A 15,488-nucleotide genomic window follows, 5' to 3' on the forward strand; every position below is an offset into this window, starting at 1 on the left:
GCGCTGCGGGGCAATCCCGTAGGTGCGGGGTCCACGAAGCGGCCCGAATCACTGAGGCGGCGTGGCCCCTTCGACCTTCCACAACTGCACAACAAGGAGCCAGACCATGGCTGTAACCGGTACCTTCACGAACGGCGTGTTGTCCGTCATCGGCGACAACCTCGGCAATACCATCACGATCAGCCGCAATGCCGCGGGCCAGCTGCTGATCAACGGCGGCGCGGTCGCCATCACCGGCGGCACGCCGACGGTGGCCAACACCTCGCTGGTCCAGGTCTTCTCGCAGGGCGACAACGACGTCGTCACCTTCGACGAAGCGCTGGGCGCGCTGCCGCGGGTCAACCACTTCGGCGGCACCGGCAACGACACGCTGACCGGCGGCTCGGGGAACGACCAGCTGTTCGGCCAGAGCGGCAACGACGTGCTGCTCGGCAAAGGCGGCAGCGACTTCCTGTTCGGCGGTGCCGACAACGACGTGCTGACCGGCGGCGACGCCGACGACCAGATGTTCGGCGAGGACGGTGACGACCGCCTGATCTGGAACCCGGGCGACGACACCGACCTGCACGAAGGCGGCGCCGGCATCGACACGACCGAAGTCAACGGCGGCGGCGGGCGCGAGATCTTCACCGCCACCGCCAACGGCACGCGTGTGCGCTTCGACCGGCTCGATCCGGCGCCGTTCTCGATCGACATGGGCACGATGGAGAAGCTGGTCGTCAACATGAACGGCGGCGACGACGAGTTCAGCGCCACCGGCAACCTCGCGGCGCTGATCCAGATCACCGTCGACGGCGGCACCGGCAACGACAGGATCCTCGGCGGCAACGGCATCGACACGCTGCTGGGCGGCGAGGGCAACGACTTCATCGACGGCCAGCAGGGCAACGACGTGGCCTTGCTCGGCGCGGGCCACGACATCTTCCAGTGGGATCCGGGCGACGGCAGCGATGTGGTCGAAGGCCAGGACGGCAGCGACACGATGCTGTTCAACGGCAGCGCGGGCAACGAGATCTTCGCGCTCAGCGCCAACGGCGCGCGTGCCCTCTTCACGCGCAACCTCGGCAACATCGTGATGGACCTGAACGATCTCGAGATCGTCGAGCTCAACGCGTTGGGCGGCACCGACACGCTGACGGTCAACGACATGACCGGCACTGACATCTTGGAGGTCAAGGTCAACCTGGCCGGCGTGATCGGCGGCACCGCGGGCGACGCGGCGGCCGACATCGTGACCGTCACCGGCCGCAATGCGAACGACGCGATCACCGTCACCGGCGCCGGCACGGCGTTCAACGTCACCGGGGTCGCGGCGCAGGTGTCGGTGACCAACAGCGAAGGCGCCAACGACGCGCTGGTGGTCAACGCCCTCGGCGGCGACGACACCATCACCGCCACCGCGCTGCCGGCCGGCGTCGTCACGCTGACGATCGACGGCGGCGCGGGCAACGACACCATCAACGGCAGCCAGGGCGCGGACACGGTCCTCGGCGGCGACGGCAACGACTTCGTCTTCGGCGACAACGGCAACGACCTCGCGCTGATGGGCGCCGGTGCCGACGTGTTCCAGTGGAATCCGGGCGACGGCAACGACACGATCGAAGGCCAGGCCGGCACCGACACGATGCTGTTCTTCGGCGCCAACATCGCCGAGAGCATCGACATCACGGCCAACGGCGGCCGCGTGCGGTTCAACCGCGACGTGGCCAACGTGACGATGGACACGGACGACGTCGAGTCGATCGACTTCCGCGCACTGGGCGGGGCCGACAACATCGTCGTCGGCGACCTCTCCGGCACCGATGCGACGCTGATCGGCATCGACCTGCGCGGTCCGAACGGCGGCGGCGACGGCGCGGCGGACACGGTCACGGTGAACGGCAGCCAGGCCGACAACACCATCACCGTCGCCGGCAATGCCGGTGGCGTCTCGGTGTCCGGCCTGCAGGCGCAGGTGAACATGCTCTCGCCCGAAGCGGCGAACGACCGGCTGGTGGTCAACGGACTGGGCGGCGACGACGTGATCAACGCCAGCTCGCTCGCGGCCGACGGCATGCAGCTGACGCTCAACGGCGGCCTCGGCGACGACCTGCTGATCGGCAGCCAGGGCGGCGACCTGTTCAACGGCGGCGACGGCAACGACGTCGCGCTGATGGGCGCCGGCGACGACCTGTTCGTGTGGAACCCGGGCGACGACAACGACACCCTCGAAGGCCAGGCCGGCAAGGACACGCTGCTGTTCAACGGCTCGAACGCGGCCGAGCAGGTGACGATCTCGGCCAACGGCGGCCGGGCGCTGCTCTTGCGCGACATCGCCAACGTGCTGATGGACATGAACGACGTCGAGACGCTGCAGTTCAACGCCCTCGGCGGCGCCGACCGCATCGTCGTCAACGACATGAGCGGCACCGACCTGCAGCAGGTGCGCATCAACCTCTCCGGCGTGCTCAACGGCACGACCACCGATGCGGCGGCCGACAGCGTGACAGTGCAGGGCACCGCCGGCAACGACGTGATCACGCTGTCGCTGCGCAACGGCTCGCTGGTGGTCAGCGGCCTGGCAACCGAGGTGGTGATCGACAACTTCGAGATCGACAACGACCGCATCACGATCAACGGCCTGGGCGGCAACGACGTGATCGACGCGTCGCAGATCAATGCGGCGGCGCTGCAGCTCACGGTCGACGCCGGCGACGGCAACGACATCGTGGTCGGCGGCAACGGCGCCGACACGCTGGCCGGCGGCGCGGGCAACGACGTGCTGCTCGGCGGGCCGGGCACCGACGTGCTGGACGGCGGCACCGGCGACAACATCGTGATCCAGGGCGGCAGCGGCACCTTCAGTGCGCAAGCGGTTGCCACGCAGACCGGCAACGCCGGCGACGATCAGCTCGTGGTGAGCCGCAATGCGGCGGGTCAGATCCTGTTCAACGGCGCGCCGGCCGGCAGCGCCAGCGTGGCCAACACCGCGCTGGTCCGCGCCTTCGGGCTGGAAGGCAACGACACCCTGACCTTCAACGAGGCCGACGGTGCCTTGCCCGCGGGCGCGCTGTACGGCGGCGGCGGCAACGACGCGGTGACCGGCGGCGCGGGCGGCGACCTGCTGTTCGGCGGCGACGGCAGCGACACGGTGCTGGGCAAGGGCGGCGACGACCAGCTCTACGCCGGCGACGGCAACGACGTGCTGACCGGTGGCGATGGCGACGACCAGATGTTCGGCGAGGCCGGCGACGACCGGCTGATCTGGAACCCGGGCGACGACACCGACCTGCACGAAGGCGGCGCCGGCATCGACACGACGGAAGTCAACGGCGGCGGTGGGCGCGAGATCTTCACCGCCACTGCCAACGGCACGCGCGTGCGTTTCGACCGGCTCGATCCGGCCCCGTTCTCGATCGACATGGGCACGATGGAGAAGCTGGTCGTCAACATGAACGGCGGCGACGACGAGTTCAGCGCCACCGGCAACCTCTCGGCGCTGATCCAGATGATCGTCGACGGCGGTGCCGGCAACGACAGGATCCTCGGCGGCAACGGCATCGACACGCTGCTCGGCGGCGACGGCAACGACTTCATCGACGGCAACCAGGGCAACGACGTGGCGTTCCTGGGCGCCGGCGACGACCGTTTCGTCTGGAACCCGGGCGACGGCAGCGACGTGGTCGAAGGCCAGGCCGGCTTCGACATCCTGCAGTTCGACGGCAGCGCTGCGTCGGAGAACTTCGAGGTCCTGGCCAACGGCGGGCGCCATCGGCTGACGCGCGACGTCGGCAACATCACGATGGACAGCGACGATGTCGAGACCATCGAGATCAACGCGCTCGGCGGCGCCGACACCATCCGCGTGCGCGACCTGGCCGGGACCGACGTGCAACGCGTGCGCATCGACCTCGCGGCGGCCGGTGGCGGCGGCGACGGGCAGGCCGATACCGTCGTCGTCGACGGCACGAACGGCAACGACACCGTGGTGGTGATCATGCAGGCGGACGGCACGGTGGTCCTGCGTAGCGGGGGCAAGCTCATCAACATCAAGGGCTTCGAGGCCGACCGGGACCGCCTGGTCTTCGAAGGCCTGGGCGGCAACGACACGGTCGATGCCAGCCGGCTCCCGGCCGGCGCGATCCAGCTGGTGCTCAACGGCGGTGACGGCGACGACCGGCTCACCGGCGGTGGCGGCAACGACGTGCTCGACGGCGGCGCGGGCTTCGACCACCTGATCGGCGGCCCCGGCGTCGACGTGCTGCTCAACGGCGAGGTGTCGATCGAAGGCCTGGGGCCGGCGGCGGCGATCGGCTTCGCAGCCGGCCTGCTCGGGGGCTGAGTCATGGGCTTGGCGCCATAGGCGAACGAGTGCGCCGGCGCCATCCCGAGTCCACTTGCTGCACAGGTCGCCATTTGTTCACCGATCGGCGCTAGATTGGCCCGCTCCAAACATGCAAAGGGAGCGTGGCGATGACGATCAGCGCGGAGTCCAAGGTGGTGCAGCTGGGCGCCTACAAGGTGCAGCGCGGGCAGAGCTCGGTGTCCGGTCTGTCGTCCGGAGCGTTCATGACGGTGCAGCTGCACCTGGCGCATTCGGCCAGCTTCGCCGGCGCCGGCATCATCGCCGGCGGTCCGTACCGTTGTGCCGAGAGTTACCGCGCCGCTGCGCTGGTGGCCGAGGACGCCTACGTGCAGAGCTCGCTGTACATCTGCATGAACCCGCTGGTGCCGCAGGCAGCGCCCGATGCGGCGCATCTGGCGCAGCTGGCGCGGCAGGCGGCCCTCGACGGCGACATCGACGACATCGCGCACCTGGGCGGCCATCGCGTCTACATCTTCACCGGCAGCGAGGACAAGGTCGTCGCGTCGCCGGTGGTCGCGCGCACGCGGCGCTTCTACGAGCTGCTCGGCGTGCACGCGGCACAGATCCGCTATGTCGATGACGTGCCGGCCGGCCACGCGATCCTCACCGACAACCCGGAGGATTCGCCGCTCGGCGCCAACCAGCCGCCGTACATCAACCGGGCCGGCTACATGCAATCGCACGACATCCTGCGCCACATCCACGGCGACCTGAAGCCGCCGGCCGAGCGGCCGGACGGCCGGCTCGTGCGCTTCGACCAGACCGAGTTCTTCGGCAACGAGCAGCGCGCCAGCATGAGCGCCTACGGCTACGCCTACGTGCCGCGCGCGGTGGAGCAGGGCGCGCCGGCCCGCGTGCACATTGCGCTGCACGGCTGCAAGCAGGGCTACAACTACACCGACTTCGTCAACGGCCGGCCCGACAGCGCGAACGTGCCGCCGTACGGCAACCGCTACATCACCAGCACCGGCTACAACACGATCGCCGACAGCAATCACATCATCGTGCTGTACCCGCAGGCCGAGGGCCGCGACAGTGCGCTGACGCAGAACCCCGAGGGCTGCTGGGACTGGTGGGGCTACTCCAGCCCGAGCGCCGAGCGGCCGGACTACCACTCGCGCAGCGCGATCCAGATCCAGGCGATCCATCGCATGCTGCAGCGCCTGGGCGGCTGAGCGCGAAGCCGCCTTCATTCGAGGAGAAGACGATGACTCTCGAAGTTTCCCGCGGCGATGCGCCTGCCGCGGCGCCCGCGGCGCAGCCGCTGCTGCGCGCGCACAAGGCGCACTGGCTGTTCGGCCAGATGGGCTGGCGCGCTGCGGGGGTGCACGCCGCTGCCGCGGCGACGCTGCCCTGGCATGCCGGCGACGCCGCCACCTGGCACGAGCTGTGGGCGCTGCAGTCGGCGGTGGCCGAGCGCCTGCAGCAGCAGCAGCGTGCCTGGCTCGACGGCTGCACGGCGCTGCTGCAGGACTACGCGCAACTCGGCCAGGCGAACACCGTCGCCAAGGTGGTGGACCAGGAATTCGATGTCGCTGCGCGCTTCAACGCGCTCGTGAAGGACCAGCTCACCGACGTGATCGAGCTGGTCGAGAACGCGCAGGTCAACTGGGGCTACTGGCTGTCGCGCAAGCAGGCCGCTGCGGGGGACTGACGGTCGCGTGAATCGGCCGCGTCTGGTACCAGACTTCGAGCGACATCATGACGTCGAGAGAGTCGGCTCCACCCGTCAGAACATGCGGCAGGCGCGTGGGTTGGCCACCGCGTCGGCCCGTTTCGCCTGTTCCGGCGTCATGTCGACGGCGACGACGTGGCGGCGGAAGTCATGCCGTAGCGTGCTTTGGAGTACTTGCTGTTTCGGCTGCTCATGGAGTCGAACCGAGTTGCGTGAAACATGGGTATCTTCCCCGGCAATCTCGGCAGGCTGGCCGGCAGTTTGAAGAGTTCGTTCATGGTCGACTCCGCTCAGCAGGCGCCGCGCAGGTAGAAGCGCGATGTCGGGCTGACAGGGTCCGCGCTGACGAAGCCCTTGCCATGCCAGTGATCGTTGAAGGTGTCGGTTCCCGAGGCGTCGGCGCGCAGATCGGCCCAATCGGTGTCGGAATCTTCGGTTTCAGTGCAGGCGCGAATCCAGGCGTCGCGGATCGTCCATCCGCTGTTCAACCGCTCTGCGAACTTTCTTCCGCGATCGCCGCTGTCGCCGCAGATCGTGTCGAAGCCGAGCATGTAGTGAAGGGCGTGCAGAATGCACGTCGACATAACACCCAAGGAGGTGCGATGACGCAGCGGGTCAAGCGGGAACTGAAGCGTTCGCTGAAGACGATCCACCTGTGGGGCATCGCCGTCGGGCTGGTGATCTCCGGCGAGTACTTCGGCTGGAGCTACGGCTGGAGCAGCGCCGGCACGCTGGGCTTCCTGGTCACGTCGCTGGTGATCGCGGCGATGTACACCACCTTCATCTTCAGCTACACCGAGCTGACGACCTCGATACCGCATGCCGGCGGGCCGTTCGCCTATGCACACCGCGCGTTCGGGCCGAATGGCGGCTTCATCGCCGGCATCGCGACCCTGATCGAGTTCGTGTTCGCGCCACCGGCGATCGCGCTGGCCATCGGCGCCTACCTGAACGTGCAGTTCCCGGCGTTGAATCCCAAGCACGTGGCGGTGGCCGCCTATGCCATCTTCATGACGCTGAATCTGATCGGCGTGTCGATCGCGGCGACCTTCGAGCTCGTGGTCACCTTGCTCGCGATCTTCGAGCTGCTGGTCTTCATGGGCGTCGTCGCGCCCGGCTTCTCGATGGCCAACTTCGTCGCGCACGGCTGGGCCGGCCAGGACGGCTTCACGCCGGCGGCCATCGGCGGCATGTTCGCGGCGGTACCGTTCGCGATCTGGTTCTTCCTCGCGATCGAAGGTGCGGCGATGGCCGCCGAAGAGGCCGAGGACCCGCGCCGCACGATCCCGAAGGCCTACATCGCCGGCATCCTGACGCTGGTGGCACTGGCGATCGGCGTGATGGTCGCGGCCGGCGGCGTCGGCGACTGGCGCAAGATCAGCAACATCAACGACCCGCTGCCGCAGGCGATGAAGGTCGTCGTCGGCGAGAACTCGGGTTGGTTGCATATGCTGGTGTGGATCGGCCTGTTCGGGCTGATCGCCAGCTTCCACGGCATCATCATGGGCTACTCGCGCCAGGTCTATGCGCTGGCGCGCGCCGGCTACCTGCCGCACGCGCTGGCGGCCGTCAACCGGCGCTTCCAGACGCCGCACTGGGCCATCCTGGCCGGCGGCGCGGTCGGCATCGCGGCGATCTTTTCCGACGAGGCGGTGAGCTACAACAACAGCTCGCTGACGGCCAGCATCCTGACGATGTCGGTCTTCGGCGCGATCGTGATGTACATCGCGTCGATGGCCGCGCTGTTCAAGCTGCGGCGCAGCGAGCCGCAGCTCGAGCGGCCGTACCGCGTCCCCTTCTACCCGCTGTTCCCGGCGCTGGCGCTGCTGCTCGCGCTGGTCGCGTTGGCGGCGATGATCTACTACAACGCCGTGCTGTTCGTCGCCTTCGCCGCGATGGTCGGCGTCGGATACGTCTACTTCCGCCTGACCCAGGCCGCGCGCGATGGCGCGCCGGTCGACGAGATGCTGCACCGAGGCGCCAGGGTGGTCGAGTAGCGGGCGCGGCGGCGGATCCGACCCTGAACGTGACACGGGCGCTGCCCACCAGGGGTGGGGAGCGCCCGCGGGTCTGGTCGGGACCTGGCTACATCACGCAGTGAGATCCCTCTCGGACCAAGAGATTGAAGACATATCACCCCCTTTCACCGTTGCCAAGAGGACGCCAGGGTACTCCATTTCTCAGGTACCTCGCCTGGGACACGGAGTACCGCGGTGCCGATGGCGCCGGGGGGCTCAGGCCTTGGCTGCCAGCGCCGGATCAACCCTGCGCCGCCGGCGAACCTGGACCACCGGGGCCGCAGGCGTCGGACCCATCGGCCGCCGCCCACCGCTGATCTTGCGCAGCTCATGCTCGATGCTCGAGGCGTTGAGGGGCTGCACGACGTCACCGTTGACCTGCGCGTACGAGCCGTCCGTCTGCCGCACCAGCGCGCCGATGGTCCATCCGCGCTGAACGACGCCGATGACCTGGCCGTCGCGCGGCATGCGCGGCAGAAACCGCTCGGCGCCGAACGGCACGACGCGGACCTTGGTTCGGGATTGCATGCGCGCATTGTCGCCGCTCGCGGTTACGGCAACTGTGCGATGCGCGTTCACCTTCGGCGTTCATTGAAGGACGACGCTGGCAACGCGAAGCTGCTGGCCCGCGTCACGCTCGACGGCAACCGCCGCCTGCTGGCGCGCGTGCCCATCGACACCGACGCCAATGGCGAACCGATCCTCGTGCGCCAGGCGGCCGATGGGCGCCGCGCGATGCGCCTGAAGGGCGATGCGCAGGAGAACCAGCTGACGAAGCTGCTGGCCGACGATCCGCATGTCGGCCCCTTCCTGGCCATTCCCGGCAAGGACAATGGTTTCGACATCGAGGGCCTGGCGGTGATCGGCTCGCACCTGCTGCTTGGCCTGCGCGGCCCGGTGCTGCGCGGCTGGACCCTGCTGCTGGAGCTGTGCGTCCAGCCATCAGGCGACTGGCTTCGGCTGGTGCCGCTGGATGACGACGGCACGCTGGTGCGCAAGCGCTTCCTGCAGCTCGGCGGGCTGGGCGTGCGCGACCTGCATGTGGCCGGGGACGACCTCTTCATCCTCGCCGGACCGACGATGGTGCTCGACGGCGACATTCGCCTCATCCGATGGCCCGGCGCACTCGGCGCGCTGAAGGACAACCGGGCCGCGGTGCGTTTCCAGGAGACCTTCGATGCGCCCGTGGAGCTGCCGCACGCGCGCGGCGGCGATCGCGCCGAAGCCTTCTGCGAGGCGCCCGAAGTTCTGCAGCGTGGAAAACGATCGTGGCTGGTGCTTCATGACGCGCCCAGCGAGCACCGCCTGATCGGCGAACACGTGGTGCTGCGGGATCTGCTGCGGCTCGAATAGCGCTCGGCCGCCTGGGACGAAACGGCCTACAGCGCGGCACGAACCGACGACGACTGCCGGTGCGCCGAATCCAGCCCGCGCACCAGCCAGCTGCGCGTCTCGGCCGGGTCGATCACGGCGTCGATCTCCAGCGTTGCCGCCATGTTCATGGCCTGGCCGTTCTGATACTGCTGCGCCACCAGGCGCTCGTACAGCGCGTCGCGTTCGGCGCCGGGCGCGGCCGCATCGAGCTCCTTGCGGAAGCCCAGCTTCACCGCGCCCTCCAGGCCCATCGCGCCGAACTCACCGGTCGGCCAGGCCACGGTGAACACCGGTGCGTCGAAGCCGCCGGCGGTCATGGCCTGCGCACCCAGGCCATAACCCTTGCGCAGCACCACGGCGAAGAAGGGCACACGCAGGTGCGCCGCCACCACGAACATGCGGCATGTGCGGCGCACCTGGGCCTGTTCCTCGATCTCGGGTCCGACCATGAAGCCGGGGGTGTCGCACAGCGAGACCACGGGCAGGCCGTGCGCATCGCACAGCTGCAGGAAGCGCGCGGCCTTGTCTGCGGCTTCCGCATCGATGGCGCCGCCGAGGTGGCGCGGGTTGTTGGCCAGCAGTCCCACCGGCCGGCCCTCGAAACGCGCCAGCGCGGTGATCATGCCGGCGCCGAAGCCGCCGCGCAGCTCCAGCACCGAGCCTTCGTCGGCCAGCAGGCGCATCGCCTCGCGGATGTCGTAGACGCGCAGCCGGTTCTCCGGCACGGCATGGCGCAGCAGGCGCTGGTCGGCACAGGTCCAGTGCGCCAGCGGCCCCTGGAAGTACGACAGGTAGCGGCGCGCCGCAGCCACCGCCTCGGCCTCGTCCTTCACCAGGATGTCGATCACGCCATTGCCCCATTGCACGTGGCTGGGGCCGATCTCCTCGGGTCGGAAGCGGCCGAGGCCGCCGCCCTCGATCATCGCCGGCCCGCCCATGCCGATGTTGCTGGACGCCGTGGCGATGATGGCGTCGGCGCAACCGAGCAGCGCGGCGTTGCCGGCGAAGCAGCGGCCATGCACGACACCCACCACCGGCACCTTGCCCGATAGCGCGGCGAACTGGCTGAAGGTGTGGTTGTTCAGGCCGGCGACGATGGGCATGTCGACATCGCCCGGCCGCCCGCCGCCGCCCTCGGCGAACAGCACCACCGGCAAGCCCAGCTGGTGCGCGAGCGCCAGCAGGCGGTCCTTCTTGTAGTGGTTGCGCAGCCCTTGGGTGCCGGCCAGCACGGTGTAGTCGTAGGCCATGACGACGCAGCGCGAACGCTCGGGGCCGAAGTGCGCGGCATTGACGGTGCCGATGCCGGTGACCAGACCGTCGGCCGGCGTGTTGGCGATCAGGTCCTCCATGCTGCGCCGCCGCGTCTGCGCCGCGACGGCCAGCGCGCCGTACTCGATGAAGCTGCCGTCGTCGCACAGGTCGCCGACGTTCTCGCGCGCGGTGCGGCCGCCCTGCGCGTGGCGTTTCGCCACCGCGTCCGGCCGCGCGGCGTCGTGCGTGAAGGCGTGCCGGTCCAGCACGCGCTGCAGGTCGGGGCGGATGGCGTCGAGGTCCGCGGTCTGCTGCTGCATCGGGTCCGCGCTGCTCGCCTCGGACGGCTCCAGCACCACGATCACCTGGTCCTCGCGCAGCAGCGCGCCGGCGTGCGTGCGCAACTCCAGCACGCGGCCGGATCGCGGCGCCTGCAGCACGTGCTCCATCTTCATCGCCTCGAGCACCGCCAGCTGCGCGCCGGCCGCGACGAGCTGGCCCGGGGTGGCGTCGATCTGCACCACGCGGCCCGGCATCGGGGCACGCACGGCCAGCGCGCCGTCGGGCACGGTCTGCGGCGTCACGTGCGTCTGCGGCGCACTGCCGGAGGCCGTGGGCGGCAGCTCGGACGACGCATGCCCCTGCGCCTCGGCCAGCAAGGCGGCCAGGTGCTCTTCGACGAAGCGCGTGTGCACTTGCTGCGATCCGAACTCGGGCCGTGCCGCCAGCGCGCGCAGCAGCGCCAGGTTGGTCGGCAGGCCGATGATGCGGCATTCGGCCAGCGCGCCGCGGCAGCGCCGCACGGCGTCGGCGAAGTCGGCGGATCGCGAATGGACGATCAGCTTGGCCAATAGCGTGTCGTAGTGCGGCGACGGCTCGGCCCCGGTGCTGCCGTGCGTGTCGACCCGGATGCCCGGACCGGCGGGCAGCTCGAAGCGGTCGAGCCGGCCGTGCGCGGGGCGCGCCTGCCCCTGGGCATCGAGGGTCTCGGCGTTGATGCGCCACTGCACCGCGAAGCCCTGCGGCCGTGGCGGCTGGTGGGGGTCCAGCCCCAGCGCGTGCAGCGACTCCCCGGCCGCCACGCGCAGCTGCAGCTGCACCAGGTCGAGCCCCAGGACCTCCTCGGTCACCGTGTGCTCCACCTGCAGCCGCGGGTTCGCCTCCATGAAGACGAAGGGCAGGTCGGCCGCTGCGGGATCGACCAGGAACTCGAAGGTGCCCAGGCTGCGGTACTGCACCTGGCGCGCCATGCGCAGCGCGGCCTCGGTAACACGCTGGCGCAGCGCGTCCGGCAGGCTGGGGCTGGGCGCGATCTCCACCAGCTTCTGGAAGCGGCGCTGCAGCGAGCACTCGCGCTCGCCCAGCGCGATCACGGCCGCGCCGTCGCCCAGCACCTGCACCTCGATGTGGCGCGCGTGCGGCATCAGCCGCTCGACGTACACGCCTTCCACGCCGAAGGCGGCGCGGGCTTCCGAGCTGCAGCGGGCGAACGCCTCGGGCACGTCGGCCGCTTCGAACACCGCACGCATGCCGCGGCCGCCGCCGCCGCCGATGGCCTTGATCATCACGCCGGCGCCCGCAGGCTGCGCAGCGAAGAAGGCCTGGGCTTCCGGCAGGGTCACCGCGCCGGGGCTGCCCGGCAGCAGCGGCACGTCGCATTCGCGGGCCAGCCGGCGCGCGCGGGCCTTGTCGCCGAACAGGGCCAGCTGGTCCGGCGTCGGCCCGATGAACGCCACGCCGGCCGCGGCGCATGCCTGCGCAAAGTCGGCGCGCTCGCTCAGGAAGCCGTAGCCGGGATGCACGGCGTCGCAGCCGTGCTCGCCGGCGATGGCGACGAGCCGGGCCACGTCGAGGTAGGCGCCCGGTCCGCTGGCGCCCAGCGCCGCGGCCTGGCCGGCCAGGCGCACATGGGGCGAGGCGGCGTCGTCTTCGGCATGCACGGCGACGCTGGCCGCGCCGAGATCGCGGCAGGCGCGCACCAGGCGCAGCGCGATTTCGCCGCGGTTGGCGATGAGGATGCGGCGGAACATCAGGCCAACTCCTTGAGCAGGAACGCTTGCGGAATATACCGTGGGGTAGAAGAATACTACCCGATGGTAGAACCCTTGCGACGACCTGCGCGACAACGCGCCGCCGACCGGGCAGGCGCCGTTCCGGCGGCGCCCGTGTCGGGCCGCCAGAAGGCCAGCACGCCCGGCACCGACGCCAAGCGCGAAAGCATCCTGCAGGCCGCCCAGCGGCTGTTCCACGAGCAGGGCTACGCCGACACCACCATCGACCAGATCGTGCGCGAACTGGGCGTGACCAAGCCCTACGTCTACTACTACTTCCGCAACAAGCAGGAGATCTTCGAAGTGCTGTCGTGGCAGCCCACGGTGGCCTGCTTCACGGTGCTCGACCTGCCCGCCGGCGACAGGCGTCCGGCGCACGAGAAGGTCGCGCAGGGCCTGCAGGACCTGATCCGCACCACCATCGACCACTACCCTGCAGCCTTCTTCGCCTACCGCGACCCGCAGGCGTTCCGGCCCGAGTTCGCGGCGGCGCAGAAGAAGATCGCGCACCACTTCTACGACCGGCTGTGTGCGCTGATGGAGCAGGCGCGCGCCGAAGGCACGCTGGACTTCGCCGAAACCAAGGTCACGGCGCTGGCCGCCTGCAGCATCCCCGGCTTTCTCTACAGCTGGTACCGGCCCGAAGGCCGGCTCGACAGCGAATCGATGGTGCAGGAGCTCACCGCGCTGGCCTGGCGCGTGATCGGCCTGCATCGACCCGCGCTCGGGTCCCTTCAGCGGCCGTAGCGCAGCCAGCGGTCATGCGGCCGCAGATCAGGAAGGGCTGGTCGACACGCGATCCCGTCCCAGACTCTTGGCGTGATACAGCGCCTGATCGGCGCGTTCCATGACCGAAGCGAGCGATTCGCCCGATTGCGCCTGCACCAGTCCTGCCGAGAAGGTGAACCGCACGCCTTCGTGCGGAGAGAGCGTGCGACGCAGGCGTTCGACCGCCAGGCAGGCGTCGTCGACCGGCGTTGCGGGCATGAGCAGCAGGAATTCCTCGCCGCCGAGCCGACCCAGCGAGTGCTCGGCGCGCAGCTGCTCCTGACAGTGCCTGCAGAAGCTGCGCAACACGGCGTCGCCAGCGCCATGGCCGTGCGTGTCGTTGATCCGCTTGAAGTGGTCGAGATCCATGATCCCGATCGTGACCGGCTTCGATTGCTTGCGATGATCCGCCAGCACGCTCTCCGCCAGCTGCAGGATGTGCCGGCGGTTCGGAACCCCGGTCAGCTCGTCGGTGAGTGCCTTTTGAACAGCCGTGCTGTGGGCGTGGCGCAACTCGGCGGCCATCTTCTCGTTCATCCTGAGCAGCCGTTCCAGTTCGGCGTTGCGCTCGCGAAGTTCGCATCGCTGGCGGTGCAGCTCGACGAATACGCTCACCTTGCTTTCGAGCACGCGCGGCTCGACGGGTTTGAACAGGAAATCCACCGCGCCGGCCTCGTAGCCCCGAAACGTGCGTCCCGCATCGATCATCGTGCCGGTCAGGAAGATGATCGGCACGTCGCGCATCTGCGGGTCATCGCGCATGGCTTCGGCCAGCTCGAAGCCGCTGATGCGCGGCATCTGCACATCGAGCAAGGCCAGCGCGACGTCGTGGTCGCGCAGCAGCTCGAGCGCGCTCGAAGCCGAGTTCGCGGTCAACACCGCCAGGCCGGGGCGCTCGAGCAGCACCTTCATCGAGATCAAGGCGTCTTCCAGGTCGTCCACCACCAGGATGTGGGTGGTCGATCGGGGTGCAGCGTGGCTCGAAGGGGGCATTCGTCGGTGCGGGCGGAAGCCGGAGCATCCACAGAGCAACCGGGGTGCCCGACCCGAAACTCTGCACTTTTCGATATGCAGCCGTTCTTGGATGTTGCTGCGCCGCCAGCAGCGCGGCACCAGTGCTGACCGCGCACCACCAGCGCGGGCGCACGAAACGTCCGCCGCTCACGAGGGAAGCACCGACTGGCATCGTCCTTGCCTTCAGCGCCGTGCACACGACCCCTTGCGAAGGAAGCGCTTCACATGACTCTCAATGCATCGCTGGCGACGGCCGCCGCCGCCAATCCCTACGGCATCGACGCGCTCTGGGCGCAGAGCGACGGCGTCGCCAAGGCCGTGCTGCTGATCCTGGTGGTGATGAGCGCGGCGAGCTGGTACGTCATCGTCACCAAGCTGCTGCAGCAGTGGCGACTGAACCGCCAGGGCCGCGCGGCGGCGCGCGACTTCTGGTCCGCGGGCAGCGTGAACGCCGGCGCGGCACGGCTGCCGTCGCAGAGCCTGTACCGCCACGTCGCCGAGGCCGGGCTCGAGGCGACGCGGCGGCACGTCGGGCTGCGCGCCCGTGTCGACTTCGCCGACTGGGTCGAGCTGTCGCTGCACCGCGCGACCGAACGGGTGCAGCGCCAGCTGGCCACGGGCCTGAGCGTGCTGGCCACCGTCGGCTCGACCTCGCCGTTCGTCGGCCTGTTCGGTACCGTCTGGGGCATCTACCACGCGCTGACGGCGATCGGCGTCGCCGGCCAGGCGTCGATCGACAAGGTGGCGGGCCCCGTCGGCGAAGCGCTGATCATGACGGCGCTGGGCCTGGCCGTCGCCGTGCCGGCGGTGCTGGGCTACAACTGGCTGCTGCGCCGCAACGGCGCGGCGCTGGACGAGCTGCGCGACTTCGCCGGCGAGCTGCAGGCGGTGCTGCTGGGCGCGGCGCACGAGGCGGCGCCGGCGCCCGCCGAAGCGCACGACGGTGCCGCGCGGCCGGTCGGGGCCGCGGCGGCTGCCGCCTGATCGGA

The 15,488-nt window shown here is 69.7% G+C and carries 11 protein-coding genes; 7 read left to right on the plus strand and 4 right to left on the minus strand.

What is annotated here, in order from left to right; translation table 11 throughout:
- Nucleotides 1–106: 106 nt before the first annotated feature.
- From HLB44_RS36825 to HLB44_RS26525, 3 genes are all read left to right on the plus strand, one after another.
- A complete protein-coding gene (locus tag HLB44_RS36825; RefSeq protein WP_217283812.1) occupies nucleotides 107–4,321 on the plus strand; it encodes a beta strand repeat-containing protein in 4,215 nt (1,404 codons plus the stop codon).
- Between the two features lie 131 nt (nucleotides 4,322–4,452).
- Nucleotides 4,453–5,520, plus strand: a complete 1,068-nt coding sequence (locus HLB44_RS26520) for an extracellular catalytic domain type 2 short-chain-length polyhydroxyalkanoate depolymerase (RefSeq protein WP_173129835.1) — start codon at nucleotides 4,453–4,455, stop codon at nucleotides 5,518–5,520.
- 32 nt (nucleotides 5,521–5,552) lie between these two features.
- Entirely contained in the window at nucleotides 5,553–5,999 is a 447-nt protein-coding gene (locus HLB44_RS26525) for a hypothetical protein (protein WP_173129838.1), read from the plus strand.
- A 137-nt stretch (nucleotides 6,000–6,136) separates the two neighbouring features.
- On the opposite strand, the gene HLB44_RS26530 is transcribed toward HLB44_RS26525, so the two are convergent.
- Both HLB44_RS26530 and HLB44_RS26535 read right to left on the minus strand, forming a co-directional pair.
- Nucleotides 6,137–6,298, minus strand: a complete 162-nt coding sequence (locus HLB44_RS26530; protein ID WP_173129841.1) for a hypothetical protein — start codon at nucleotides 6,296–6,298, stop codon at nucleotides 6,137–6,139.
- Between the two features lie 12 nt (nucleotides 6,299–6,310).
- Nucleotides 6,311–6,604 (minus strand): DUF6345 domain-containing protein, encoded by a 294-nt coding sequence (locus HLB44_RS26535; RefSeq protein ID WP_281375234.1) that lies wholly within the window; start codon nucleotides 6,602–6,604, stop codon nucleotides 6,311–6,313.
- 18 nt (nucleotides 6,605–6,622) lie between these two features.
- On the opposite strand from HLB44_RS26535, the gene eat reads away from it, so the two are divergent.
- Together eat and HLB44_RS26545 are read left to right on the plus strand one after the other, a co-directional pair.
- Nucleotides 6,623–8,017, plus strand: coding sequence for an ethanolamine permease (gene eat, locus HLB44_RS26540; protein WP_173129846.1), 1,395 nt, complete (start codon nucleotides 6,623–6,625; stop codon nucleotides 8,015–8,017).
- Between the two features lie 222 nt (nucleotides 8,018–8,239).
- Entirely contained in the window at nucleotides 8,240–9,391 is a 1,152-nt protein-coding gene (locus HLB44_RS26545; RefSeq protein WP_246312492.1) for a DUF3616 domain-containing protein, read from the plus strand.
- A gap of 26 nt (nucleotides 9,392–9,417) precedes the next feature.
- Here the strand turns inward: HLB44_RS26545 and HLB44_RS26550 are convergent, their stop codons facing one another.
- Complete coding sequence (locus HLB44_RS26550; RefSeq protein ID WP_173129849.1) at nucleotides 9,418–12,696, minus strand: acetyl-CoA carboxylase family protein; 3,279 nt, start codon at nucleotides 12,694–12,696, stop codon at nucleotides 9,418–9,420.
- 135 nt (nucleotides 12,697–12,831) lie between these two features.
- On the opposite strand from HLB44_RS26550, the gene HLB44_RS26555 reads away from it, so the two are divergent.
- Complete coding sequence (locus HLB44_RS26555; RefSeq protein WP_343051566.1) at nucleotides 12,832–13,464, plus strand: TetR/AcrR family transcriptional regulator; 633 nt, start codon at nucleotides 12,832–12,834, stop codon at nucleotides 13,462–13,464.
- Nucleotides 13,465–13,491: 27 nt separating this feature from the next.
- On the opposite strand, the gene HLB44_RS26560 is transcribed toward HLB44_RS26555, so the two are convergent.
- A complete protein-coding gene (locus HLB44_RS26560) occupies nucleotides 13,492–14,427 on the minus strand; it encodes a diguanylate cyclase (RefSeq protein WP_173129862.1) in 936 nt (311 codons plus the stop codon).
- A gap of 297 nt (nucleotides 14,428–14,724) precedes the next feature.
- On the opposite strand from HLB44_RS26560, the gene HLB44_RS26565 reads away from it, so the two are divergent.
- Nucleotides 14,725–15,483, plus strand: coding sequence for a MotA/TolQ/ExbB proton channel family protein (locus HLB44_RS26565; protein WP_173129865.1), 759 nt, complete (start codon nucleotides 14,725–14,727; stop codon nucleotides 15,481–15,483).
- Nucleotides 15,484–15,488: the final 5 nt, after the last annotated feature.

The sequence above is a fragment of the Pseudaquabacterium terrae genome (assembly GCF_013266755.1).
GTDB classification, from domain to species: Bacteria; Pseudomonadota; Gammaproteobacteria; order Burkholderiales; family Burkholderiaceae_C; genus Pseudaquabacterium; species Pseudaquabacterium terrae.